The sequence below is a fragment of the Nonomuraea ferruginea genome, assembly GCF_039540635.1.
GTDB lineage: Bacteria > Actinomycetota > Actinomycetes > Streptosporangiales > Streptosporangiaceae > Nonomuraea > Nonomuraea ferruginea.
Genome location: NZ_BAABFD010000028.1, coordinates 71,387 through 93,028, shown reverse-complemented (window position 1 = coordinate 93,028; position 21,642 = coordinate 71,387). Strand labels below are relative to the sequence as shown.

The window sequence follows — 21,642 nt, the reverse complement described above, 5'->3', positions numbered from 1 at the left end:
CTGGTGTGTCACCGGCCGGCAGGAACCGGACCGGCAGCAGGCCGCCGCCGCATTGGGTGGGACGATCACCCTTGAGGGGCGGGATCCCGGGCTGCGGATGGCGGGTATCAGTCGTCCTCCTACGAGGGCTCGGCTGACGCTGACCGACGTCCTTTTCTGGAACTTGGGCCTTGTGTGAGGGTTCCGTGTCAACCTATGCTGCGCCGCACGTTAAGAAACTTTCCTAACCGAATACGCCCGGAGAATCGGAGTCGTTCGTGAGGCGAAGTGCAGGTGCGAGGATCTTCGCGGTCGTGGCCGCGCTGGTGGCGCCGTTGATGGTGCCCTCCGGCGCGAGCGCGGCCGTGGCCGACCCGCTGGTGTCGCAGGGCAGGCCCGTCACGGCCTCCTCGGTCGAGGCCGCCGGTCTGGAGCCGGACAAGGCGGTCGACGGCAACGCGTCCACGCGGTGGGCCAGCGCCGAGGGGGTGGACCCGCAGTGGATCCGGGTGGACCTCGGCGCCGCGCACGCCATCTCCCGGGTACGGCTGACCTGGGAGGTCGCCCACGCCAGGGCGTACCGGGTGCAGACCTCGCCCGACGGCTCCACCTGGAGCGACGTCTACTCCACCGCCTCCGGCGACGGGGGGACCGACGACCTCACGGTCAGCGGCAGCGGCCGGTACGTGCGGGTGTACGGCACGCAGCGCGGCACCCAGTGGGGCTACTCCCTCTGGGAGCTGGAGGTCTTCGGGACCCCCACGGGAGGCAGCGGCGGCGGCACCCCGGTCCAGGCCAACGGGCAGCTGCGGGTGTGCGGCATCAAGCTCTGCAACGAGAACGGCAAGCAGATCCAGCTGCGCGGCATGAGCAGCCACGGCATCCAGTGGTACGACCAGTGCCTCAACAGCGCCTCGCTCGACGCGCTGGCGAACGACTGGAAGGCCGACGTCCTGCGCATCTCGATGTACATCCAGGAGGGCGGGTACGAGACCAACCCCCGGCTGTTCACCGACCGGGTGCACTCCCTGATCGAGATGGCCACCGCCCGCGGGATGTACGCGATCGTCGACTGGCACATGCTCACCCCGGGTGACCCGATGTACAACCTCAGCCGGGCCAAGACCTTCTTCACCGAGATCGCCCAGCGGCACGACGGCAAGAAGAACGTCCTGTACGAGATCGCCAACGAGCCGAACGGCGACGCCGTCACCTGGCCCGTCATCCGCGACTACGCGCACCAGCTCATCCCGGTGATCCGGCAGCACGACGCCGACGCCCCGATCCTGGTCGGCACCCGCGGCTGGTCGTCACTCGGCGTCTCCGCCGGCGGCAACGAGACCGAGATCATCAACAACCCGGTCAACGCGGCCAACATCATGTACACGTTCCACTTCTACGCGGCCTCGCACGACAGCCTGTACCTGAACACGTTGTCCCGGGCCGCCGACCGGCTGCCGGTCTTCGTGACCGAGTTCGGCACCCAGACCTCGTCCGGCGACGGGGCCAACAACTTCGCCAGGTCGCAGCAGTACCTCGACCTCATGGCCCAGAAGAAGATCAGCTGGGTGAACTGGAACTTCTCGGACGACTTCCGTACGGGCGCCGTCTTCACCACCGGAACCTGCCCGAGCGGATCGTTCGCCGGGACGAGCCGGCTCAAGGAGGCCGGTGTCTGGGTCCGCGACCGGATCCGCACCGCCGACGACTTCTGACGCGACACGGGCGCCCCGTCCCGGGACGGGGCGCCCGCGTGGCATCAGTCCGAGATCACGGGGCCACGCGCGACGCGCCAGAGCAGATACGCCTGCAGCAGGCCCGCTCCGGTGAGCAGCACGATGAGCAGTACGGGGTTGTCCAGTTGTGGCGGGACCCAGTGCCATCCCCACCAGATGAGGGGCCCGAGCGGGAATGTGATGACCATGAGGGCGAAGCCGGACAGCAGGATCGGGTCCTGGACGGTCAGCAGGATCACCGCCGAAGGGATGCCGAGGAGCATCACCAGACCGGCGTAGAGACCGGCGAGAACCGCGGCGAGCCGGCCGTTCCTGTAGCGCCTCATGCGGTCACGCTCCTCGGACGCTCGGGAGGAGGACGAGCGTATCCCATCGAAGCCGGGCCATGATCGTGGCCGCGAGCCATGGGTTAGCGTGTAGGCAAACGCTTTCCCGGGGGTTGGCATGGGCACCACCGCTCTCGACGGCGACGCCCCGTTCGCCCGTCACCATCACGACTACTCACCCTGGTCCTTCTGGGACGAAGCCGGTCAGGAAGAACAGGACAGGCAGCTCGAACTCCAGCGCGCTCTCACCGGACGGCACGCCGGCTACGAGTTCGGCGAGAGGTGCTTCGTCTCCGAGCTCGCCTCGGTGCAGAACGAGGAGCTGCGGCTCGGCCCGCGCACCTACGTCGCCGCCGGCGCCTACCTGAGCGGCTCGGTGCGGACGGGACGCGACTGCTCCATGAACCCCTACACCGTCGTCCGGGGCGACGTGCGGCTCGGCGACGCGGTCCGGATCGGCGCCCACACCTCGCTGCTGGGGTTCAACCACACGATGTCCGACCCCGACGTCGAGGTCTTCCGGCAGCCGCTCACCAGCCGGGGCATCGAGATCGGGGACGATGTCTGGATCGGCTCCCACGTGGTCGTCCTGGACGGTGTGACCGTCGGCGACCGCGCGGTGATCGGGGCCGGCGCGGTCGTCACCAAGGACGTCCCGGCCGGCGCGATCGTCGGCGGCAACCCGGCGAAGGTGCTGCGCTGGCGGGTTCCCGGGTTGCAGCCGCCGGCCGGCGACCTGGCCACTGCGGTGGCGGGGTTCGCGGAGACCGCGCGTGAGCAGGCGGAGGACGTCCTGGCGCGCTGCTTCGACCCCCGGCTCCTCGGCGGGGCGTTCGTCGACCGGCCGGGCGCGGCCGTCACCGTCCGCGCCCAGTGCGACGCGATCGAGATCGCCGACCTGCTGCTCGGCCGGGCCCCCGGCCCGATGCCGGCGGACGAGCAGGCCGACCGGCTGCGATCCTGGCAGGACCCGGCGACGGGCCTGGTGGGGACGCTGCTCGCGGACGGCAGCCAGAAAAGGCCCGATCCAGGCTTGGCGGAGACGCCGGATGGCGGCCCACGGCCCGAGCCGGGGCTGTCCGATCCGGATGTCGGCTACCACGTCCTGTGCGTCGGCTATGCGCTCGACCTGCTGGGCAGCCGGTTCCCCGCGCCGGTCCGGCCCGTCGCCGACATGGAGGCCGGCGACCTGATCGCCTTCGTGGAGAGCCTGCCCTGGACGCGGGACGCCTGGGGGGCGGGGCACTGGGTCGACATCCTGGGCACCGCCATGCTGTGGAACGACGGACGGGGGCGCCCCGGGGCCACGGAGGCCCTGTTCGGATGGCTGCTCACGCGCGCCGATCCGGACACCGGGATGTGGGGTTCGGCGCGGCCGATCGACGGGCTGCTGCGGATCGTCAACGGCTTCTACCGCGCGTCGCGCGGCACCTTCGCCCAGTTCGGGGTGCCGCTGCCGTACCCGGAGCGGGTCGTCGACACCGTGCTGCGGCACGCCCGCGACCCGCGGTACGTCCGCCCGGAGCGGCAGAACGCCTGCGACATCCTCGACATCGCGCACCCGCTGTGGCTGACCCGGCACACCGGCTACCGCGCCGAAGAGGTGACGACCCTGGCCAGGACCCTGCTCACCGACGCGCTCGGGCACTGGACCGACGGCCAGGGCTTCGGGTTCCAGGCCCCGCACCCCACCACGGCCGGCGTCGCCGCGACCGTGCCTGGGCTGCAGGGGACCGAGATGTGGCTGGCGATCCTCTGGCTGCTGTCCGACCTCGCGGGCGTCGCGGACGCTCTCGCGTACCGGCCGCGCGGCGTGCACCGCCCCGAACCCGCCGTGGAGCGCCCTCGTACCGCGTAGGGCACGGCGTCACTCAGCCGGTCCGGAGGGTTTCGGTCACGGGGCGGCGGGCGCCGAGTCGGGCCGGGACGGAGGTGAGCGCCGCCACCACGAGGACGGCCGCCAGCACCAGGGCGAGTAGCTGCCAGAGCGCGGGAAGCGTGGCCCTGCCGCTGTCACCGCCGCTGATCGCGTTCACCGCGGCGAACAGCGCGAAGCCTCCCGGGAAGGCGCCCAAGACGGCGCCGGCGAGCGTGGGCAGCACCTGCGCGGCGGTCAGTGCCGTACTCACCTCGCGAGGGGTGGCGCCGAGGGCGCGCGCCAGTGCGGACCAGCGCCGGTTGTCGAGCACCGTCGCCCAGGTGATGACGACGGCGTTGACCGCCGTGAGGGAGAGCAGGATGACCGTCCAGACCAGGAGCACGTGGCGCAGCACGGCCACCTGGGAGTCGTCATATCCTCCGGCGAGTGGTTGGTCGCCGAGGAAGGCGTCGAGCACAAGGAGGACGTAGATCCCGCTGACCGTGATCGCGATACTGGCCACGGCCAGCGCGACCCGTCGCGGCCGGCGGGCGGCGATCCGCGAGGCGAGGAGCAGCGGGACGGGCAGTCGCGCGGAGATCGCGATCAGCCAGCCGACGCGGCGGGGTGGGCGTGGCGAGTCGGCCAGCATGTCGACGGTGCTGGAGCGGGCCGCGCGCACGGCCGGGACGACGGTCGCGACCAGCGCGACCCCGAGTGCCACGGCGGTCACGGAGGCGGCCGTCGACCACGTCATCGACGGCGTGCCCGCGCTGCCGACCAGGCCGGCACCGGGCTCGGTGAGCAGCGGAGCGGTCAGCGAGCCGATCGTCAGACCGGCGGCGGCCGCGACGGCGGCCACCAGGACGTACTCCGCGAGCAGCACGGCGGCGACCAGGCCCGGGGTGCCGCCGGCTGCCTTGAGGAGCCCGACGCGCCGGGTCTGATCGGCCATCCGGCCGCCGACCAGCACCGAAAGGCTGGCCACGGCGAGCAGGCCGAGCAGCCAGGCTCCGATCAGCAGCAGGATCTGGGAGTCCTCGGCGAGCTCGGTCGCGTCGTCGAGGATGGTCTGCCAGGGCTGCATGGGCAGATCGCCATGCTTCGTGTCGGCGAACGCCTGGGCCTCGCCCGGGTCGGCCAGCTTCAGGTTCATCACGTACGACAGCGAGTCCGGTCCCGCGGCGAGGCCCCGCACGTCCGCCTGGGTGAGCCAGACGAGGCCGGGATTGTGCGACAACCCCGCGGGCAGGGCCCTGTCGTCGGGCACGACGCCGTGCAGGCAACCGGCGGCGACCAGGCACGACCCGCCCGGATAGGGCGCCATGGAGGCGGTGACCGCGACACCGACGACCTCGAACGACCGGCCGCTCAGCGTGACCGGATCGCCGACGCGCAGCTCGAACGCACGGGCGAAGGCGGCTTCGACCACCACGCCGCCGTCGCTGACCCAGCTGCCCTCCACCAGCTCGGGCTGGTCGACCGACGCGGGTGTGGCGTCGCGTCCCACGGCCTGCACGTCTGACGTCCGCCGGGACGCCTGGAGCTTCGCCGCGGTGACCGGGTACGGTCCGCCGTGGTCGACGACGTCGGGGTCGCCGGCCAGTTCCTCCAGGAGGGGAAGCTCCGACGGCCGGCTTGCGCCCGCCACCACGTCGGGACCGGCGGTCGTCTCCCGGGTGCTCTGGTACGGATGGGCGGCCGCGTCGCGCAGGACGAGCCCGAGTGTCAACGTCGTGGTGGCCGCCATGATGGCGAGCAGCATGAGCACGGCCTCGACGCGGCGCCGCCGGAGGTCGCGCACGGCGAGGCGGCCCACGAGCAGGATGCGGCCCATCACCTTCAGTCCTCCAGCCCGGCGAGGGCGCCGAGCCGCCCGGTGGTGCCGCCGGTCAACCAGGTCTCGTCCACCAACGCGCCGTCGCGCATCGAGAGCAACCGGTCCGCGGTGGCGGCGATCCGCGCGTCATGGGTGACGATGACCAGCGTCTGGCCGGCTGCGTGGAGGCCCTCGAAGAGCTGGAGGACGTCCAGGGTGGCGGCGCTGTCCAGGTTTCCGGTCGGTTCGTCGGCGAGGACGACCAGCGGCTCGTTGCTCAGCGCGCGGGCGACCGCGACCCGCTGCCGCTGGCCGCCGGACAGCGTGGAAGGCAGGAAGCCGGACCTGCCGGCGAGCCCGACCCGCTCCAGCAACTCCTCGGCACGCCGTCTGGCGGCCCGGGGCGAGCGTCCGGCCAGGAGCGCCGCCAGCTCGACGTTCTCCACGGCGGTGAGCTCCTCCATCAGGTGGAAGGACTGGAAGACGAAGCCGACGTCGGTCCGTCGCATCCGTGACAGGGCCTTCTCGCTGAGGTCGTCGACGCGGCGGCCGTTCAGCGACACCTCGCCGCCCGAAGGCCGGTCCAGACCGCCGAGCAGGTGCAGCAGCGTGGACTTCCCGCAGCCGCTGGGCCCCATGATCGCCACCGTCTCCCCGGCGCGGATGTCGAGATCGACCTCGTCGACGGCGCGCACGAGTCCGTCCCCCGTGCCGTACTCCTTACGTAACCCGCGGGCGGACAGCACGGGCGGGTCGGCGGCGATGGTCACGATCCACTCCTTCGATGGGTCCAGTCCTTCTCACATGCCTCCAGCCAGCGCAGGTCCGCCTGGAGCCGGAGCACGATGCCCTCCAGCAGCAGCGCCGGGTCGGAGCGGTCCGGCTCGGCCATGGCGGCGCGCTGGACGTCACGCAGCCGGCGCAGCAACTCACGGCGCTGGGTGTCGACGACGGCGAGCGGGTCGGCCAGCCGGGCCGACGCGGCCGCGATCAGCTTGAGATGGAACTCCGCGAGGTCGGGCTTGGGCCAGCTGACCTCGGCGATCCACTCGGCGACCCGCTGCTGGCCGTCGGGGGTGAGCGCGTACACCTTGCGATCCGACCGGTCGGCGCCGCCGGCGGTCTCCTCGACCGCGATGAGGCCGGCCTTCTCCAGCCGGGTGAGCGTGACGTAGACCTGCCCGGCGTTCATCGCCTCACCGAGAGGACCGAGCGCGTCCCGCAGCCGCGCACGCAGCTGGTAGCCGTAGGAGGGCTCCTTGGCCAGCATCGCCAGCACCACTTCTTGCCGCATCGCGACCCCCTAACCGTTAGCCTCTATAGCTAACGGTTAGCCTCCACCCCTGTCAAGCCGGCCGGCCCTTCCGCGACCGGCGAGATGCGAGGAGAAACGGACCGCCCCTGCCGCCAGCACCGGCATCCCGAGGGCCCAGCAGCGCAGGAACGCCCAGACTTCCTGGTTCGTATGCTCACCGTTGCCCTGGATCTCTGGTGCGAGAGAAGAGGCGATCGTCGGCAGCAGGAGCAGCGCGAAGCCCGCGAGCAGGAGCGCCGCACCGGCCGCGGTCGACTGGCGCGGCCGGTACGGGCGGGCCGCCAGCAGGGTCAGGGCCGCGGCGCAGACGACGGCGGGCAGCGCCACCTTGCCCGCCCAGTGCAGCAGCATCGTCGTCGTCCAGTACCACCGCTCGGCCGGAAGAGGGTCCGAGAAGTACAGCATGGGGGCCGGGGGGCCGAGAAGATCTCGCACCGTGCCGAGGAGGCCGCCGCCGACGAAGGCGAGGACGAACACCGGCAAGCGCCGCCCGGTACGGAGCACGGCGAGGGCGCCGGCGGCGGCGAGCAGGCCGAGGAGCACGCCCTTGGTGGCACCGTAGGCGAACGGGATCCACTTGTTCCACGGGTAGTTCCCGACCGTGACCGCCGTCCAGGCGCCGACGGCGCCCCACGAGACGACCCCGACGGCGATCCCGACGCACAACAGGTCCCAGACGCGGCTGTCCCGGGCGCGTGCGGGGTTCGGTAAGAAGGGGTGGGTCACCAGTCGCGCCATTCGTCCGTGAGCTCGAACCGCTTGATGCCGCGACGGGCCGCGAGCACGTCGAGGTCTATCCCCGCCTCGGTGAGCACGTCGTCGACGAACTCGCACAACTCCTCCCGCTCGACGGTGTCGAAGTCGTGGTCGTGCGTCCCGTCCACGGCGTTGAGCCCTTCGACCACCCGCCGGATCGCCGCGAGGACCTCGTCGTCGGAGGGCGCGCCGAAGCGCCGTACCTCGGCCTCGAAAGACGTCAGGACCCGTTCGGCCGCCGCCACGAACGGCTCCGGATAGGGCGCGGCGAAGTCGGCGACATGTGCGCGCCAGGTGTCTGTCGGTCTCCTGATCATTGCGTGATCGTAGGCCGATTGGACTCTCCCACGGGGGGAGGCCCCATGCTGGTGACCGGACACGAGGAGAGCGGCGCATGACCATCGTCAAGGACATCGAGGCCCGCGGCCTGCACCATTGCGAGACGACGGCGCTCGGGGTGCTGCTGCGGCACGAAGGGCTCGACCTGTCCGAACCTCTGCTGTTCGGGCTGGGGTCGGGACTGTCCTTCGTCTACTGGGACGGCAAGAGCATGCCGTTCCCGTTCCTCGGCGGCCGCGTCAAGCCTTTCGAGCTGACCAGGAACCTGGCGGCCAGGCTGGGGCTGACGTTGACGGTGCAGGAGACCGCCTCACCGCGCAAGGCGTGGGAGAACGTGGCCGCCCCCATCGACGCCGGCCGGCCGGTCGGGCTCCAGCTCGACTCGTACCATCTGGACTATTTCTCGACAAAGGTGCACTTCGGCGGCCATGTCGTCGCCATGTACGGCTACGACGAGCAGGACGTCCACCTCGTGGACACCGGCCAGCAGGGCGGAGCGGTGCGCACGAGCCGGGCCGGCCTCGCCAGGGCGCGGGCCGAACGCGGCCCGATGACCGCCCGGCACCGGTCCTTCACCATCACCCTGCCGCCTCACCCGACGCCGCCCTGGCAGGAGCAGCTCGCCGGTGCCATCAGGGACTGCGCCGACGCCTTCCTCGCCGCGCCCATCGCGAACCTGGGTCACCGCGGCATCGCGAAAGCCGCCAAACAGGTGCCCCGATGGCTGCTCCGCGCCGACGACCCGGCGCGGGACCTGCCGCGGGCCGCCCTCCTCATGGAGCAGGCCGGCACCGGCGGCGCCCTGTTCCGCGTCCTTTACCGCGACTTCCTCGAAGAGTGCGCCGGGCTGATCGACGACGGCAACCTCCGCGCGGGTCACCGGCTGTACGCGGAGGCCGCCGTCCTGTGGACGGACGTGTCCGGCCTGATCGCGAAGGCGGGGGAGAGCGGCGACGCGGCGCACCTGGAGCAGGCCGGGGCCATCCTCCGTGAACTCTCGCGCATCGAGGAGGACGCGATGCGGCGGCTACGGCTGCTGTAGCCGGCCGCGCAGGAAACGACGCTCCGCGTCGGTGGGCGCGAGGTCGAGCGCCGCCCGGTAGTGTCCCTCCGCCTCCTGCCCGCGGCCCGCGCGTCGCAGCAGTTCAGCACGGGTGGCGTGCAACAGGTAATAGCCGTCGAGCCCGGTGATCCCGTCGACCAGGCGGAGCGCCGCCTCGGGCCCGCTGACCATGCCGATCGCCACGGCACGGTTCAGCTCCACGATCGGGCTCGGCGCGATGCGCGCGAGCTCCGCGTACAGTCCGGCGATCTGCGGCCAGTCCGTCCGGGAGGCGAGCGGCGCGGTCGCGTGGCACGCCGCGATGGCCGCCTGGAGCTGGAACGGCCCGGCGCGGCCCCGGCGCAGCGCCCGCTCGCAGATCGCGGCGCCCTCCGCGATCCGCGCCTGGTCCCACAGCGTGCGGTCCTGCTCGTCGAGGGTGACCAGGTCTCCGGCCGCGTCCACGCGCGCCGGTCGCCGGGCGTCGTGCAGCAGCATCAGCGCGAGCACGCCCTGCGCCTCGGGTTCGTCGGGCATCAGCGCCGTCACCACCCGGGCGAGGCGGATGGCCTCCTGGCAGAGCCGGGCCTTCGCCGGATCTCCGTACCCTTCGTTGAACAGCAGGTAGAGCACGTGCAGCACGGCGGGGAGGCGGTCGGGCAGCAGGTGCGCGGGCGGCACCCGGAAGGGGATGGCCGCGTGCGCGACCTTCTGCTTGGCGCGGAAGATGCGCTGGCCCATGGTGCGTTCGGGCACCAGGAACGCCCGCGCGATCTCGGCGGTGCTCATGCCGGTCAGGCTCCGCAGGGTCAGCGCCACCTGGGCATCGAGGTTCAGTGACGGATGGCAGCAGGTGAACATGAGCTCCAGGCGCTCGTCAGGGATCTCGCTGTCGCGCAGGTAGGGCGGTGGTTCCATGGCGGCCGCCTCCCGCAGCTTCGCCGCCTCGCCGGCCGCGCGGCGCATCCGGTCGATCGCGCGGTGACGGGCCGTGGTGGTCAGCCACGCCAGCGGCTGGTCGGGCACCCCGGACTCCGGCCATTTCTGGAGCGCCTTGGTGAACGCGTCCTGCGCGCACTCCTCGGCCAGGTCCCAGTCGCCGCCGGTGAACCGGATCATGGTGGCCACGATCCGGCTCCACCCGTCGGCGTAGATCCCGGCGATCTCGTCCTTCACCTGCGGCTAGTCCTCGCCGTCCGTCCAGAACGGACGCAGCTCGATCATCCCGGCCCACGCCATCGGGTGCTTGGACGCGACCTCGATGGCCTCGTCGAGGTCGGCGCAGTCGATGACGTCGAAGCCGGCGATCTGGTCCTTGGTCTCCGCGTACGGACCGTCGGTCAGCAGCACCTCACGGTTGCGGACGCGGACGGTGGTCGCGTCGCTCACCGGGCGGACGCGCTCGCCCATCAGCCGGATGCCCTTGCCGTCCATCTCCTTGACCCAGTCCTCCACGTCCGGGGCCCCCTCGTCCTGGCCGGGCTTGTAGTCGGGATCGGTGCACACCAGCATGAGGTACTTCATCGGGCTGCTCCTGTCGTGTGTTCGGTCGTTTCGCTGTCTTTCGTCGGATTGACGAACGGGAGAGGCTCTCCACTACAGCTCACCTCAGGATTTTTCCGACCGCACCAGGCGAGGGCCACCCGGCCACTCCCGGTCACCGGCGCGGCGCTGCCAGGATGGGGAGCATGTCCCGCGATCTCCGAGCCACCTTCGACCGGGCGGCCGCCACCTACCAGGACGCACGCCCCGACTACCCCGCCGAGCTCTACGCCGATCTGCTGGACGTCACCGGGGTCACCCCCTCCGCCCACCTGCTCGAAGTCGGCTGCGGCCCGGGGAAGGCCACGCTGCCGCTGGCCCGGATGGGGTTCCGGATCACCGCGGTCGAACTCGGCGCCGCCCTGGCCGCCGAGGCGCGACGCCGGCTCGCCGGATTCTCCGGCGTCTCCGTCATCACGTCGTCGTTCGAGGACTGGGAGCCGCGGGACCGCTTCGACCTCGTGTACGCGGCCACGGCCTGGAAGTGGGTGGACCCGGAGGTCAAGTACGCCAAGGCGGCCTCCCTCCTCACCCCGGGCGGTCACCTGGCCGTGTGGAACGCCGACCACGCGATGCCGTCGGACTTCGACCCGTTCTTCACCGAGATCCAGAAGACCTACGAAGAGATCGGCGAAGGCCACGACGGCCCGTGGCCCGGGCCGACGCCCGAGGAGCAGGACGACCCCATGGCCGCCGAGTTCGACGCCTCCGGACATTTCACGGTGGTCGGGACGAAGCTCTACGTATGGGCGTTGCGCTACACGGCGGACGAGTATCTCGCCCTGCTCGACACGTTCTCCGGCCACATCGCCATGGAGCCGGACAAGCGCGAACATCTCTACCGGCAGATCCGCCGCCTCCTCGCCGCCCGCCCTGACGGACGGCTCACCCGCCACTGGTCAGCCGTCCTCACCGTCGGCCGACGCCTGTGACCTGTTTCATCCGCCCCGGCGGCCCATCAGCGCGCCGATGACCATCCCGATCGCGGTGCAGACCACCAGAGTGATCCACAACGGGGCGACCAGCACGATCATGAAGAGCTGGATGGTCGCGTCCTGCTGGTTCTGCACGATGAACACCACCGCCAGGATCAGCAGAACGAGCGCCATCCACAGGCGCGGCGGCACCGCCCTGAGCCGGCTCGCCGGCTTCTGCCCTGTCACCATGTGTTCCCCCCGGATGCACACAGAGCCCTGGAACGCAGCCCTACCCGAGAAACCGCCGGTGATGTGGTCACTCCGCGCCGAAGTCGAAGGCGACGTCGGCGAGATGGACCGCCTCGACCACCGGGTCGTCGAGGAGCTCGCGCAGGTCGGCGAGTTTCCAGCGGTCGACGACGAGCCCGTGGACGACGCCCTCCTCGGCCGCCGTCACGAGCCACCCGCGGGTCAGTTCGAACGCGTCCAGGTCGTCGCTCTCGTCGAGGATCCCCACCCACTCGCGGTACGCGGCCAGCGCCGCCTCGGGTTCGGTCTCGCACTGATAGGTGGTGTTCTCCCAGGTGTGGTTGGCCATGTCGCGGTTCCAGACGACCGCGTTGAGCGAGGGCGGATCACCGGAGTCGTCGAAGTAGGACGGCGAGTAGATGTAGGAGACGTCCTCTCCTCCGCAGATCTTGTGGCGCCGGTTGAAGGCGACGAGTTGCCCGGCGGTCACGGAGTCGGCGAAGTCCACGACCGCCACGGCGTCGAGCGTCCGCGGCAGCCCGTCGATGATGTCGCGGGACGTCTCCGCCGCCTTCCCGGAGACGCCGTCGGGGTCCGCCTCCACGGAGTCGATCGCGTCGGCCAGGCTGCCGGAGGGTCCGTCGAGCTGGGGCGCCCGGACTGTTCCGAAGACGTCCTCCACGATCTCGTAATCGGTGCCGCCCTCGCCGGGACCGGCCCCGCGCGGCTCTCCCCACAGCGTGTAGGTCGTCGTCAGGAGGCTGCCGCGATCGAGGTAGCCGTGCATGCGCTCGTCCGGGTTGGCGACGCGCGCCGCCGTGCCGTACACCTGGGCGATCCGCTCGTCGCCGGTCTCGACGAACAGCGGTAAGGCCCGGTCGGCCACGACGAGGGCCAGCCAGAGCGCCGCGGTGACGGCCAGGACCTTGAGCAGCGACCTGCCCACGTACGCCCAGTCGGGCTCCCTCGCGTTCGTCACCGCGCGCTCCTCCCTAGTGGTCCGACGCCGGTGCGCCGGCGGTCAGCAGTTTCTCCGCGAGCACGCGACAGCGGCTCGCGAGCTCCGGCGGGTCGAGCACCTCGAAGTCGTGCCCGAGCAGCAGCACGTGCATGAGCACCGCGTCGAGGCTGCCGGCGCCGCTGATCACCTCGCAGCGTCCGCTCCCTCGCGGCCGTACGACGGCGGCCGACGCCGGGACCTGGGCGCGCACCGTACCGGCGGGCGCGTGGACGAGGAAGCGCGCCCGGTGCGGGTAGACCCGGCTCGCCACGCCCTCCTGCACGTACGAGGCCGCGTCCGGCGCGGGGCGCGGGCGGAAGCGCCAGGTGCGGGCGGACACGTCGGTCATCCGGTCGAGACGGAAGCTGCGCCAGCCGTCGCGATCGAGGTCGTAGGCCAGGAGATACCAGCGCCGCTCGGAGGCGACCAGGCGGTAGGGCTCGACCCGCCGCCGGCGCACCTGGCCCCCGGACGGATAGCCGAAGCCGGCCTCGACCTCGTCGCGGCAGGCCCCGGCCAGCGTCATGAGCACCTGGGGGTCGACCGGCGCGCGGCCCGCGGCGAAGGACTCCACCGACCCGGAGAGCGCGCGCACCTCGTGCCGCAGCCGCGTGGGCAGCACCCGGTCGAGCTTGGTCAGCGCCCGCAGCGCGGCGTCGCCGGCGACCGCGCCGCCCGCGCCGGCCAGCAGCGAGACGACGGTGGCGATCGCCTCCTCGTCGTCGAGGAGGAGCGGCGGCAGGTCCTGCCCGGGGCCGAGCCGGTAGCCGCCCCCGACGCCCTGCCCGGCGTGCACCGGGTAGCCGAGGGCACGCAACCGCCCGACGTCCCGCCGTACCGTCCGCGAGGTGACCCCGAGCCGGTCGGCGAGTTCGGGGCCGGTCCAGACCCGGCGCTGCTGCAGCAGCCCCAGCAGGGCTAGCACCCGCTCCGTCGTGCTCCGCTCGTCACCGGCCATGTCGCCCACCCTGTCAGATAGCGGACCGATCCTGTCCTCCAGAGGGTGACAGCATGGACTCGAACCACCACGACGAACGGAGCGATCCGATGAGCCGCCATATCCAGGTCACCTTCGACGCCCACGACCCGCGGGCGCTGTCGTCCTTCTGGCGCGACGTCCTGGGCTACGTCCACCCCGGCCCACCCGGCGTCGACCTGCCCGAGGGCGCCGACCCGCTGGCCGCGTGGGACGACTTCCTCGCGCGGGCCGGCGTCCCGGAGGACCAGCGCAACACCAGGTCGGCCGTCGAGGACCCGGACGGCCACGGCCCCCGGCTGTTCTTCCAGCAGGTGCCGGAGGACAAGGTCGTCAAGAACCGCGTGCACCTCGACGTGCGCGCCGCTCCCGGGCTGCAGGGGGAGGAGCGGATGGCGGCGCTGGAGGCCGAGTGCGACCGGCTCGTCGCGCTGGGCGCGAAGAGGGTACGGCGTGACGAGCCCGATCTTCCGCTGACCGCCGGCACCATCGTGATGACCGACCCCGAGGGCAACGAGTTCTGCCTGGACTGATGCCGAATGGGCTGGATGCCCTGAATGGGCGGGCCGCGGATCCTACGCTCTTGGCCGTCAAGCGATCCCCGCTGCTCGCTGGAGGCGTCCATGCCCGAGGCTGTTCAAGAGGCGCCCGCCCCCCACGTCCAGGCCATGACGGTCGCGCGGCGGGACGGGGTGATCTGGCGGGCCTACGGCACCGCGGCGCGACACCTGATCAGGCTGGCGGCGCCCGCCGCGCTGGTGTTCCTGCCGATCAGCCTGGTCGCGCTGCTCGGGCTGGCGCTGGTGGTGGACGAGTCGGCGGTGCTGGTCGACGGCTCGTTCGAGCTGCTCGGTACGCCGGGAAGGCCGCTGCTGGTGTGGGCGGCGGCGGTGATGCTCGCCTCGCTGGCCGGCCAGGCCGTGGTCCTGCCCGCCACCGTCGTGATCGCCGTCGGCCTGCTGACCGGCAGGCCCGTCGCCACGCCGGACGCGATGCGCGCCGCGCTGCGGAACCTGCCCGCGATGATGCTCCTCGCGCTGCTGGGCGTCGTGGTGTTCACGGCGACCGCGGTGGCCGGGTTCGGCATGCTGATGTGGACCGGACAGCTGCTGTGGGCCGTTCTCGTGATGGCGTCCCTGGCGGTGCTCGCGCTGCCGAGCCTGCTGGCCGTGGCGATCGTGACGCTGGAGGGCCGGAGCGCCGGGCGCGCGCTCGCCGGCGCCTACCGGCTGGCGGGCAGGGGCGAGCCGACGGCAGGCGGCTTCTGGTCGTGCACGCTGACCCTGGCCTTCGGCGTGCTGGTCTTCCCCGCGGCGGCCCAGCGGGGGGTGGAGTGGGCGGTGGAGTGGGCCGCGTCGGGCAGCGTGCTCGGGTACGGGGTGGCGACCTCCGCCCTCACCCTGGTCATCCCCGCGTTCCAGGCGACGGTGATCGCGCGCCTGTACCTGAACAGGCTGGCACACCGGAGTACGGCCGAGGCGTTCGAGCGGGTCGTCGAGAACCTGCCGGGGAGCGGGGCGGCGAGCCCGGCCAGGCCGGTGCCGGTGCTCGCGGCGCTGCTGCTGCCGGGGTCGCTGTTCGCGGCCACGCTGCTGGTCAACCCGTTCGGCTGGCTGGAGGTGACCCAGACGGTCGTCACGGCCACCTGGACGAGCGACGACGTCCCTCCTCAGCCGAGACCCGGGCTGCGGGAGACGGATCTGAAGGCCATGTACGCGGGCCGGGGCGACGAACTGATCATGTTCATGGACAGTTTCGGCCTGGCGAGGCTGCTGACCTGCTCCGCGACTGGCTGCCCGCGTACCGGGTTCCGCTGGGCCGAGCCCGCCGGCGCGGACGAGGACATCGCGTCGTCCAGCGCCCGGCTCCACGAAGGCCGGATCGCCGTGAGCACCTGGTCGCAGCGAGGGCAGGGCGATGACCGGCGCGTCCGGCTAGGGCTGATGCTCTGCGACGCCCGCGGCTGCGTCCCAAGCCCCCGGCCGATCGGTGAGGAGATGTCGGTCTACGAGGGCAGGAGCGTCGCGCTGGCGCCGGGGCGCTACGACGGCCTGATGATCGCCCAGGTCCGGGAGCTGCCGGAGCGCGACGGTGAGGTCCTGTCCGTCACCTTCTGCGAAGACCCGGTCTGCGCCGACCCGTGGACGAAGGAGCTGGCCAGGCTTCCATCCAGGACCTCCGCGTACCAGGAGCACGGCCTCGTCGTCGGGGCTGGACCGACGAACCGCCCCGTCGTCCTCCGCTTCGACGAGCACGCGGGCTCTCTCTCCCTGATCACCTGCGAGGAGTCCGACTGTGCCGAGGTGCACGTGGAACGGCTGGTCCACGGGGGCTGGACCTGGGGGTTCGACGAGGTCGGCGGGGAAGCCGGCGCCACCATGGTGGTCAGGGACGACGGCCGGCCGCTGATCGCCTACCGCGACTCGGCCGATGGATCGATCAGGATGCTCGACTGCCGCAACCTGAGCTGCTCCCAGTCCGACCCCGTCATCCTGGCCGGCCCCGGCCGCTTCCGCGTGCCCCCGGCGCTGGTGGTGGACGGGGAAGGACGGGCGCTGGTGGCCTACCAGGACGTCGACGACAACCGGATCGTCGTGGCCACCTGTGAGGGAACCCGCTGCACGCACACGCCGGTGGCGAAGAGCCGGTACGCCCTCGGCGACGCCCTCGCCATGACCCTGGACGCGCGCGGCCGACCGATGATCGGCTGGATCGACCATTCCGAGCACGACTGGGACCTGATCCTGACCACCCCGCTCAATCTGCCGTCCTAGCGTCCGGGGAGCTCGTCTTTCTCGCCGCCAGAACGATCAGGATCCCGGGGGCGATCCCGGCGAAGAACGGTGATGGTACGAGGAGGACGCCGCCCAGCGCGCACCACAGGGCCAGGGCCCAGCCGATCCCGGCGGGCACGGCCACCCCGCGCCGGGCGAGGTGCCAGGTCAGTGATCCCAGGAGGATCAGGGGTACGCCGAAGCTTCCCGGGCCGCCCCAGAAGGTGACCTTGTTCCGCAGGGACTCGACCGTAGGGCCGTCCGCGAGAAGCGGGACCGCCGCCCACATCCCCCGATCCACCCAGCCGGCGACGTCCGCCCAGGCGGTGGTCGCCAGCACCGCCAGGTGTCCCGCACCCATCACGATCATGATCCCGCCCGCCCAGCGGAGCAGCTTTCCGGAGTCCATCGCACAGCCCTTCTATGTTGGCCAACACAGAATATGCCGATCGACATTCTCTGTGTCATCCGGCGTAGCTGGTTGGATGGACCGCATGGCCACGCGACGTATCCAGAGGACCGAGGAGAGCCGCCGGCTGCTGGTGGCGGCCGCCGCCGAGCTCTTCGCCGAGAAGGGCTACCGGCAGACGAGTTTCGTCGACATCGCCGACAAGGCCGGCATCAGCCGCGGCTCCATCCCCTGGCACTTCGGCAACAAGCTGGGCCTGCTGCAAGCGGTGCTCGACGACCAGCTCCACACCGTGCTGACCGCTTTCGACGAGCAGGCCGGCGACCCGCTCGACCAGGTCATGGACTTCATCCGCCTGCCTGCCGCCCGCCTGTTCATCACCCTGCTGGCCGAGGCCGTGGAGGACGGCTCGCCGATCCGCGAGCACTACGCGCGGCTCCACGCGGCCCTCCGGCAGGGGGTCCAGGCGCGGATACCGGCCGAGGCCCTCCCCGCGGGCACCTCCGCGGAGGCCTTCACGGTCCTCCTGGTGGGGGCCGTCATCGGCGTCCACGCCCAATGGCGCGTCGCCCCCGAGGCGGTGGACCTCGACGCCGTCCGCACCCTTCTCGAACGGATGATCAATGTGTAATAGGCAAGATCGGCGTGGGAAGCCGCGTGCGGCCGGGCTCGACGTGAGCGGCGTGCGCGGCACGACTGCGCGCCCCTGTCCCGCTGACCCTGTTTGACAGTGATCGCAGCGTGCCTGTGCAATATGTTGCATGCCGGTGCCACAGGGTCGCGGACTCGTCTCCAGGTCGCTGCTTCGGGAAGACGCCTACCGGGCGATCCGGGACGCGATCGTCGACGGCACGCTGGCCCCCGGTGAGCGACTCAACGACACCGACCTGGTCGAGTGGCTGGGCGTCAGCCGGACCCCGGTGCGCGAGGCCCTCGCGCGACTGGAGCAGGCGGGCCTGGTCAGGACCAAGCCCGGCCGCTACACGATCGTCAGCCCCCTCGACGCCCGCGCCTGCCGTGACGCCCAGTCGGTCACGGCCGCCATGCACGAACTCGCCGTCCGCGAGGCGCTGCCGAACCTCTCCGCCACCGAGCTCGAAGCCATGCGCACGGCCAACGCGCGGTTCGCCGACGCCCTGCGCCGCGACGACGTGGACGCGGCGCTCGCCGCCGACGACGAATTCCACGGCGTGCTGGTCACCGCCAGCGCCAACGACGCGCTCCGCGACGTCCTCGAACGGTTCACGCCGGTGCTGCGCCGCCTGGAGCGGCTCCGCTTCTCCTCACTGAGCGGCCGGGAGTCGGTCGCTCAGCATGACCGGATCATCGAATTGTGCGCGGCCGGCGACGTGGCGGGGGCGGCCGCGGCCACCCGCGCCAATTGGGAGACGCTCACCCCGTTGCTCGACGAACCGCCCGTCACCGGGGCCAGTTCGCGATGATCTCGGGCTTGATCGCGTCGGCGTGACACTTGAAGGTCTTGCGCAGGGCGCGGTCGTACAGGCAGACCCGCACGTCCACGCGCTTGATCTCGCCGTCGGAGGAGAGCCGGAAGGGCGTCTTGGCAGCGCAGGTCGAGCGGGGCCGGCTCCATCCGGTGCCGCCGCCCGCGTAGTGGAAGCGGGCGCGGACGTAGGCGCAGTGACCGGGGTGCCTGTCGCGATCGGACAGCGTGCCGCGCACGACGAACGTCTCGGCGCTGAAGTCGGTGATCCAGACGTCGGCCTTGGCGTGACCGGAATGTCCCGCCGCCGACTTGACGGGCCCCCAGTGGATCCCGGCGGACGCCTGCGCCGGCCCGCCCGCGGCGATCAGGAAGGCCAGGACTCCACCGATGACATAGGTCTTCTTCATGGCCGGGACGATAGGGGACGCCACTTGGAGAGATCTTGCATCCGGCTGGTCACAGCTGGTCGGCGATGGCGGCCGGGGTACGCGGCGCGGGGCCGGTGGCGATGGCTCCGGCCTCGGCGTCGTCGATGAGGTCGAGGTCGCGCAGGATCGCGGCCGAGCGGTTCAGGAGGGCGCGGTCGCCGCGGACGCGGCCGAGGCCCCACAGGTGTTCGGCCTCCCAGTAGGTGCCCGACAGGCCGCGCAGCCGGTCGAGGCGGAGGGCTTCGGTGAAGCAGGCGGCTGCGGCCTCGCCCCGGCCGGCGAGGCGGTGCGCCTCGCCGAGGTTGCCCAGCGCCATGACCTCGGTGACGCGGGCGGCGGAGTCGCGGGCCAGGCCGATGGCGGCCTCGTGCGCGGCGACCGCGTCGTCATGGCGGCCGAGCCGCTGGCAGGTGAGCCCGACGCCGGTCAGGCAGCCGGCCTCCTGGCGGGCGTGGCCGAGCCGGTGCCAGGCGGCGCGGGCCCGCTCCAGGGATTCGAGCGATTCCTCGTACCGTTCGAGCACGCGGAGCACGACGCCGCGGCCGTGCAGGGCCAGGGCGGTCCCGGCGTCGTAGCCGGCCCAGGCGCGCAGGGCGCGGTCGAAGCAGGCGAGCGCCTCCTCCGCCCTGCTCAGCCAGTGCAGCGCCCAGCCGAGGTCGTTGTCGGCCAGCCCGGCGTGGCGGCGGTCGCCGGTGAGACGCGCGGCCGTGAGCGTGATGTACGCGAGCGTCAGCTGCTCACGCCGGCGGCCCCGGCCTTCGAGCGGGGCGTTCAGGCACGCCGACAGGTAGGGCGCGACCTCGGGGGCGATGCCGGAGGCGGCCTGCCGGGCCGCGGCGACGAGGTTGTCCGTCTCGGCGTCGATCCACTCGTCGACCTCGTCGCGCGAGCCGAGCGGGACGCCGGGGTGGTCGAGCGAGCCGGGCAGGAAGTCGATCCGCCAGCCGATCGTCGGCTCGACGGCCAGCGTGGCGTGCCGGGCCGTGGCCACGTAGCAGTGCAGGGCGCGGCGCACGGCGCCGGTGCGGTCGGCCCCGGTCTCCTCCTCGGCGGCGCGTTCCCTGGCGAACAGTCGCAGCAGGTCGTGCAGGTGGAACCGGCCGGGCACGTCGGACCGTACGAGCTGGTTCTCCGCCAGCCGATCCAGCAGCACCGCCGCGCGCTGCTCGGGCAGACCGGCCAGCGCGGCGGCGACCGGGACGCCGACGTCGGGCACGTCCAGGAGGCCGAGCAGCCGGAACAGCCGGGCCGCCGCGGCGTCGCCGAGGTCCTGGTAGCTGACCATGAAGCTGGTGCGCACGGCCTGGTCGTGCAGCGCCAGCTCGGCCAGCCTGCGCTGCTCGTCGGCGAGCCGCCCGGCCAGCGCCCGCACGCTCAGGCCGGGCTGTCCGGCCAGTTTCGCCCCCGCGATGGTGAGCGCCAGCGGGAGCCGCCCGCACAGCTCGGCGATCTCGGCCGCCGCCTCGGGCTCGCTCCCGACGCGGGCGGTCCCGGCCAGCCTGCCGAGCAGGGCGACCGCCTCGTCCGGCGGCAGGCCCTCGACCGGGTGATGGCGGGCGGCGTCGACGGAGCCGAGCAGCCGCCTGCTGGTGACGAGCACGCCGCAGGTGGCGCTGCCCGGCAGCAGGTCGCGCACCTGCTCCGGACCGGCGGCGTTGTCCAGCAGGACGAGCAGCCGCTTGCCGTGCGTCATCGAGCGGAACGCCGCGGCGGCCTCCTCCTGGTCGGCGGGCACCGTCGCGCCCAGCGCGCGGAGGAACCTGCCGAGCACCTCCGCGGTGGCCGCCGGCTCGGTGTCCGGGGTGGACCCGTGCAGGTTGACGTAGAGCTGCCCGTCGGGGAAGAGACCGGCCAGGCGGTGCGCCACCTGGACGGCCAGCGCGGACTTGCCGATGCCCGCCGGGCCCGAGACGGCCACGACGTGCTCGCCGCCGTCCGTCAGCAGCCCGCACAGCCGCTCGACCTCGCCGTCACGGCCCGTGAACGCCGCCACCGCCGGAGGAAGCTGCGCCGGGGTGCGCCCGCGTACGAGCTGTTCGGCGCGGCGCAGCTCCGGCCCCGGTTCGAGGCCGAGCTCGCGGTCCAGCAGCCGCGTGCCCTCGCGCAGCACGTGGAGCGCCTCCTGACGGCGGTTCAGCCGGTCGAGCGCGAGCACGAGCTGGGCGCGGAGCGATTCGTGGTACGGCAGGTCGGCGACCATGGGCGCGAGCCGCTCGGCCACCCGCGACGGGCAGCCCCGGCCCAGCTCCAGCGCGGCCCACTCACCGACGGCGGTCAGCCTGAGCTCTTCGAGCCGCCGCACCTCCGCGTGGTCGAAACCGTCCAGCACGGGCCCGCGCCACAGGGCGAGCGCCCGACCGTAGAGGGCGGGATCGCCCAGCCGGCGGCCCTCCTCGATGAGCCGCTCAGCGTGATGGGAGTCGAGCCGCGCCACCCGCGTGTCGATGCGGTAGGCGCCCGGCCGGGTCTCGATCACCGGGTGGCCGAGCAGCGTCTTGCGCAACCGGGAGAGCAGCATGTGGAGCTGGGTGCGGGCGGTCGGGGGCGGGGCGCCGTCCGTCCAGAGCGCCGCGACCAGCTGCTCGGCGGTGACGCTCTGCCCGGCGTGCAGCAGCAGGACGCTCAGGACCGTACGGGCGCGCGACCCGATGGGGGCGACGGCGCGGCCGGCGACCTCGACGCGCAGAGGGCCGAGGATCTGGAAAGCGACTGGGCCGGACATCGACTCCT

Annotated in this window: 21 protein-coding genes and 1 pseudogene; 8 read left to right on the top strand and 14 right to left on the bottom strand. The window is 72.3% G+C overall.

What is annotated here, in order from left to right; translation table 11 throughout:
- Nucleotides 1-257: 257 nt before the first annotated feature.
- Nucleotides 258-1,694 carry a cellulase family glycosylhydrolase gene (locus tag ABD999_RS39120; RefSeq protein WP_271277695.1) on the top strand — a complete coding sequence of 479 codons (1,437 nt, stop codon included), beginning with the start codon at nucleotides 258-260 and terminating at the stop codon, nucleotides 1,692-1,694.
- 44 nt (nucleotides 1,695-1,738) lie between these two features.
- On the opposite strand, the gene ABD999_RS39115 is transcribed toward ABD999_RS39120, so the two are convergent.
- Nucleotides 1,739-2,041, bottom strand: a complete 303-nt coding sequence (locus ABD999_RS39115; RefSeq protein WP_271277694.1) for an SCO4225 family membrane protein — start codon at nucleotides 2,039-2,041, stop codon at nucleotides 1,739-1,741.
- A 550-nt stretch (nucleotides 2,042-2,591) separates the two neighbouring features.
- Here ABD999_RS39115 and ABD999_RS44045 point away from each other — a divergent pair.
- Nucleotides 2,592-2,747, top strand: a pseudogene (locus tag ABD999_RS44045) (DapH/DapD/GlmU-related protein); the annotation flags it as partial.
- A gap of 1,165 nt (nucleotides 2,748-3,912) precedes the next feature.
- Here the strand turns inward: ABD999_RS44045 and ABD999_RS39105 are convergent.
- The 5 genes from ABD999_RS39105 to ABD999_RS39085 are packed head-to-tail and all read right to left on the bottom strand — an operon-like array spanning nucleotide 3,913 to nucleotide 8,106.
- Nucleotides 3,913-5,736, bottom strand: a complete 1,824-nt coding sequence (locus ABD999_RS39105) for an ABC transporter permease (protein WP_271277710.1) — start codon at nucleotides 5,734-5,736, stop codon at nucleotides 3,913-3,915.
- Nucleotides 5,737-5,741: 5 nt separating this feature from the next.
- Complete coding sequence (locus tag ABD999_RS39100; protein ID WP_271277692.1) at nucleotides 5,742-6,488, bottom strand: ABC transporter ATP-binding protein; 747 nt, start codon at nucleotides 6,486-6,488, stop codon at nucleotides 5,742-5,744.
- A complete protein-coding gene (locus ABD999_RS39095; protein ID WP_271277691.1) occupies nucleotides 6,485-7,012 on the bottom strand; it encodes a PadR family transcriptional regulator in 528 nt (175 codons plus the stop codon). The genes ABD999_RS39100 and ABD999_RS39095 overlap by 4 nt, the downstream gene beginning before the upstream one ends.
- A 36-nt stretch (nucleotides 7,013-7,048) precedes the next feature.
- Nucleotides 7,049-7,759 carry a hypothetical protein gene (locus ABD999_RS39090; RefSeq protein ID WP_271277690.1) on the bottom strand — a complete coding sequence of 237 codons (711 nt, stop codon included), beginning with the start codon at nucleotides 7,757-7,759 and terminating at the stop codon, nucleotides 7,049-7,051.
- Nucleotides 7,756-8,106, bottom strand: a complete 351-nt coding sequence (locus ABD999_RS39085) for a hypothetical protein (protein WP_271277689.1) — start codon at nucleotides 8,104-8,106, stop codon at nucleotides 7,756-7,758. Before ABD999_RS39085 ends, ABD999_RS39090 begins: the two co-directional genes overlap by 4 nt.
- Before the next feature lie 77 nt (nucleotides 8,107-8,183).
- On the opposite strand from ABD999_RS39085, the gene ABD999_RS39080 reads away from it, so the two are divergent.
- Entirely contained in the window at nucleotides 8,184-9,170 is a 987-nt protein-coding gene (locus tag ABD999_RS39080) for a BtrH N-terminal domain-containing protein (protein WP_271277688.1), read from the top strand.
- Here the strand turns inward: ABD999_RS39080 and ABD999_RS39075 are convergent.
- Together ABD999_RS39075 and ABD999_RS39070 are read right to left on the bottom strand one after the other, a co-directional pair.
- Nucleotides 9,156-10,346: an RNA polymerase sigma factor gene (locus ABD999_RS39075; RefSeq protein WP_271277687.1), complete on the bottom strand. Its 1,191-nt coding sequence runs from the start codon at nucleotides 10,344-10,346 to the stop codon at nucleotides 9,156-9,158. The two genes, ABD999_RS39080 and ABD999_RS39075, sit on opposite strands and share 15 nt — an antisense overlap.
- Before the next feature lie 6 nt (nucleotides 10,347-10,352).
- Complete coding sequence (locus ABD999_RS39070; protein ID WP_148036525.1) at nucleotides 10,353-10,694, bottom strand: YciI family protein; 342 nt, start codon at nucleotides 10,692-10,694, stop codon at nucleotides 10,353-10,355.
- Nucleotides 10,695-10,858: 164 nt separating this feature from the next.
- On the opposite strand from ABD999_RS39070, the gene ABD999_RS39065 reads away from it, so the two are divergent.
- On the top strand, nucleotides 10,859-11,644 hold the full coding sequence (locus tag ABD999_RS39065) for a class I SAM-dependent methyltransferase (protein WP_271277686.1): 786 nt from the start codon (nucleotides 10,859-10,861) through the stop codon (nucleotides 11,642-11,644).
- Between the two features lie 6 nt (nucleotides 11,645-11,650).
- On the opposite strand, the gene ABD999_RS39060 is transcribed toward ABD999_RS39065, so the two are convergent.
- From ABD999_RS39060 to ABD999_RS39050, 3 genes are all read right to left on the bottom strand, one after another.
- The gene (locus ABD999_RS39060) at nucleotides 11,651-11,878 is read right to left on the bottom strand and encodes a LapA family protein (protein ID WP_148036527.1); all 228 of its coding nucleotides are present in this window, start codon (nucleotides 11,876-11,878) and stop codon (nucleotides 11,651-11,653) included.
- A gap of 67 nt (nucleotides 11,879-11,945) precedes the next feature.
- Nucleotides 11,946-12,857 (bottom strand): hypothetical protein, encoded by a 912-nt coding sequence (locus ABD999_RS39055; RefSeq protein WP_271277685.1) that lies wholly within the window; start codon nucleotides 12,855-12,857, stop codon nucleotides 11,946-11,948.
- A 13-nt stretch (nucleotides 12,858-12,870) separates the two neighbouring features.
- The gene (locus tag ABD999_RS39050) at nucleotides 12,871-13,836 is read right to left on the bottom strand and encodes a helix-turn-helix transcriptional regulator (RefSeq protein WP_271277684.1); all 966 of its coding nucleotides are present in this window, start codon (nucleotides 13,834-13,836) and stop codon (nucleotides 12,871-12,873) included.
- A gap of 89 nt (nucleotides 13,837-13,925) precedes the next feature.
- On the opposite strand from ABD999_RS39050, the gene ABD999_RS39045 reads away from it, so the two are divergent.
- The gene (locus tag ABD999_RS39045) at nucleotides 13,926-14,387 is read left to right on the top strand and encodes a VOC family protein (RefSeq protein WP_148037262.1); all 462 of its coding nucleotides are present in this window, start codon (nucleotides 13,926-13,928) and stop codon (nucleotides 14,385-14,387) included.
- 90 nt (nucleotides 14,388-14,477) lie between these two features.
- The gene (locus tag ABD999_RS39040) at nucleotides 14,478-16,628 is read left to right on the top strand and encodes a hypothetical protein (RefSeq protein WP_271277683.1); all 2,151 of its coding nucleotides are present in this window, start codon (nucleotides 14,478-14,480) and stop codon (nucleotides 16,626-16,628) included.
- On the opposite strand, the gene ABD999_RS39035 is transcribed toward ABD999_RS39040, so the two are convergent.
- The gene (locus tag ABD999_RS39035) at nucleotides 16,612-17,037 is read right to left on the bottom strand and encodes a DUF6463 family protein (RefSeq protein WP_271277682.1); all 426 of its coding nucleotides are present in this window, start codon (nucleotides 17,035-17,037) and stop codon (nucleotides 16,612-16,614) included. The genes ABD999_RS39040 and ABD999_RS39035 overlap by 17 nt on opposite strands.
- An 85-nt stretch (nucleotides 17,038-17,122) precedes the next feature.
- On the opposite strand from ABD999_RS39035, the gene ABD999_RS39030 reads away from it, so the two are divergent.
- Complete coding sequence (locus ABD999_RS39030; RefSeq protein ID WP_271277681.1) at nucleotides 17,123-17,668, top strand: TetR/AcrR family transcriptional regulator; 546 nt, start codon at nucleotides 17,123-17,125, stop codon at nucleotides 17,666-17,668.
- Between the two features lie 130 nt (nucleotides 17,669-17,798).
- Nucleotides 17,799-18,479 carry a GntR family transcriptional regulator gene (locus tag ABD999_RS39025; RefSeq protein WP_271277680.1) on the top strand — a complete coding sequence of 227 codons (681 nt, stop codon included), beginning with the start codon at nucleotides 17,799-17,801 and terminating at the stop codon, nucleotides 18,477-18,479.
- On the opposite strand, the gene ABD999_RS39020 is transcribed toward ABD999_RS39025, so the two are convergent.
- Entirely contained in the window at nucleotides 18,457-18,891 is a 435-nt protein-coding gene (locus tag ABD999_RS39020) for a hypothetical protein (RefSeq protein WP_271277679.1), read from the bottom strand. The genes ABD999_RS39025 and ABD999_RS39020 overlap by 23 nt on opposite strands.
- A gap of 49 nt (nucleotides 18,892-18,940) precedes the next feature.
- The gene (locus ABD999_RS39015; protein ID WP_271277678.1) at nucleotides 18,941-21,634 is read right to left on the bottom strand and encodes an AfsR/SARP family transcriptional regulator; all 2,694 of its coding nucleotides are present in this window, start codon (nucleotides 21,632-21,634) and stop codon (nucleotides 18,941-18,943) included.
- Nucleotides 21,635-21,642: the final 8 nt, after the last annotated feature.

Excerpts from the sequence above, each read along its gene's own strand:
- ABD999_RS39030 (WP_271277681.1), top strand. The coding sequence starts at position 17,123 with ATGGCCACGCGACGTATCCAGAGGACCGAGGAGAGCCGCCGGCTGCTG.
- ABD999_RS39015 (WP_271277678.1), bottom strand. The coding sequence starts at position 21,634 with ATGTCCGGCCCAGTCGCTTTCCAGATCCTCGGCCCTCTGCGCGTCGAG.
- ABD999_RS39060 (WP_148036527.1), bottom strand. The coding sequence starts at position 11,878 with ATGGTGACAGGGCAGAAGCCGGCGAGCCGGCTCAGGGCGGTGCCGCCG.
- ABD999_RS39050 (WP_271277684.1), bottom strand. The coding sequence starts at position 13,836 with ATGGCCGGTGACGAGCGGAGCACGACGGAGCGGGTGCTAGCCCTGCTG.
- ABD999_RS39040 (WP_271277683.1), top strand. The coding sequence starts at position 14,478 with ATGCCCGAGGCTGTTCAAGAGGCGCCCGCCCCCCACGTCCAGGCCATG.
- ABD999_RS39025 (WP_271277680.1), top strand. The coding sequence starts at position 17,799 with ATGCCGGTGCCACAGGGTCGCGGACTCGTCTCCAGGTCGCTGCTTCGG.
- ABD999_RS39080 (WP_271277688.1), top strand. The coding sequence starts at position 8,184 with ATGACCATCGTCAAGGACATCGAGGCCCGCGGCCTGCACCATTGCGAG.
- ABD999_RS39020 (WP_271277679.1), bottom strand. The coding sequence starts at position 18,891 with ATGAAGAAGACCTATGTCATCGGTGGAGTCCTGGCCTTCCTGATCGCC.
- ABD999_RS39065 (WP_271277686.1), top strand. The coding sequence starts at position 10,859 with ATGTCCCGCGATCTCCGAGCCACCTTCGACCGGGCGGCCGCCACCTAC.
- ABD999_RS39035 (WP_271277682.1), bottom strand. The coding sequence starts at position 17,037 with ATGGACTCCGGAAAGCTGCTCCGCTGGGCGGGCGGGATCATGATCGTG.
- ABD999_RS39105 (WP_271277710.1), bottom strand. The coding sequence starts at position 5,736 with ATGGGCCGCATCCTGCTCGTGGGCCGCCTCGCCGTGCGCGACCTCCGG.
- ABD999_RS39045 (WP_148037262.1), top strand. The coding sequence starts at position 13,926 with ATGAGCCGCCATATCCAGGTCACCTTCGACGCCCACGACCCGCGGGCG.
- ABD999_RS39115 (WP_271277694.1), bottom strand. The coding sequence starts at position 2,041 with ATGAGGCGCTACAGGAACGGCCGGCTCGCCGCGGTTCTCGCCGGTCTC.
- ABD999_RS39095 (WP_271277691.1), bottom strand. The coding sequence starts at position 7,012 with ATGCGGCAAGAAGTGGTGCTGGCGATGCTGGCCAAGGAGCCCTCCTAC.
- ABD999_RS39070 (WP_148036525.1), bottom strand. The coding sequence starts at position 10,694 with ATGAAGTACCTCATGCTGGTGTGCACCGATCCCGACTACAAGCCCGGC.
- ABD999_RS39085 (WP_271277689.1), bottom strand. The coding sequence starts at position 8,106 with ATGATCAGGAGACCGACAGACACCTGGCGCGCACATGTCGCCGACTTC.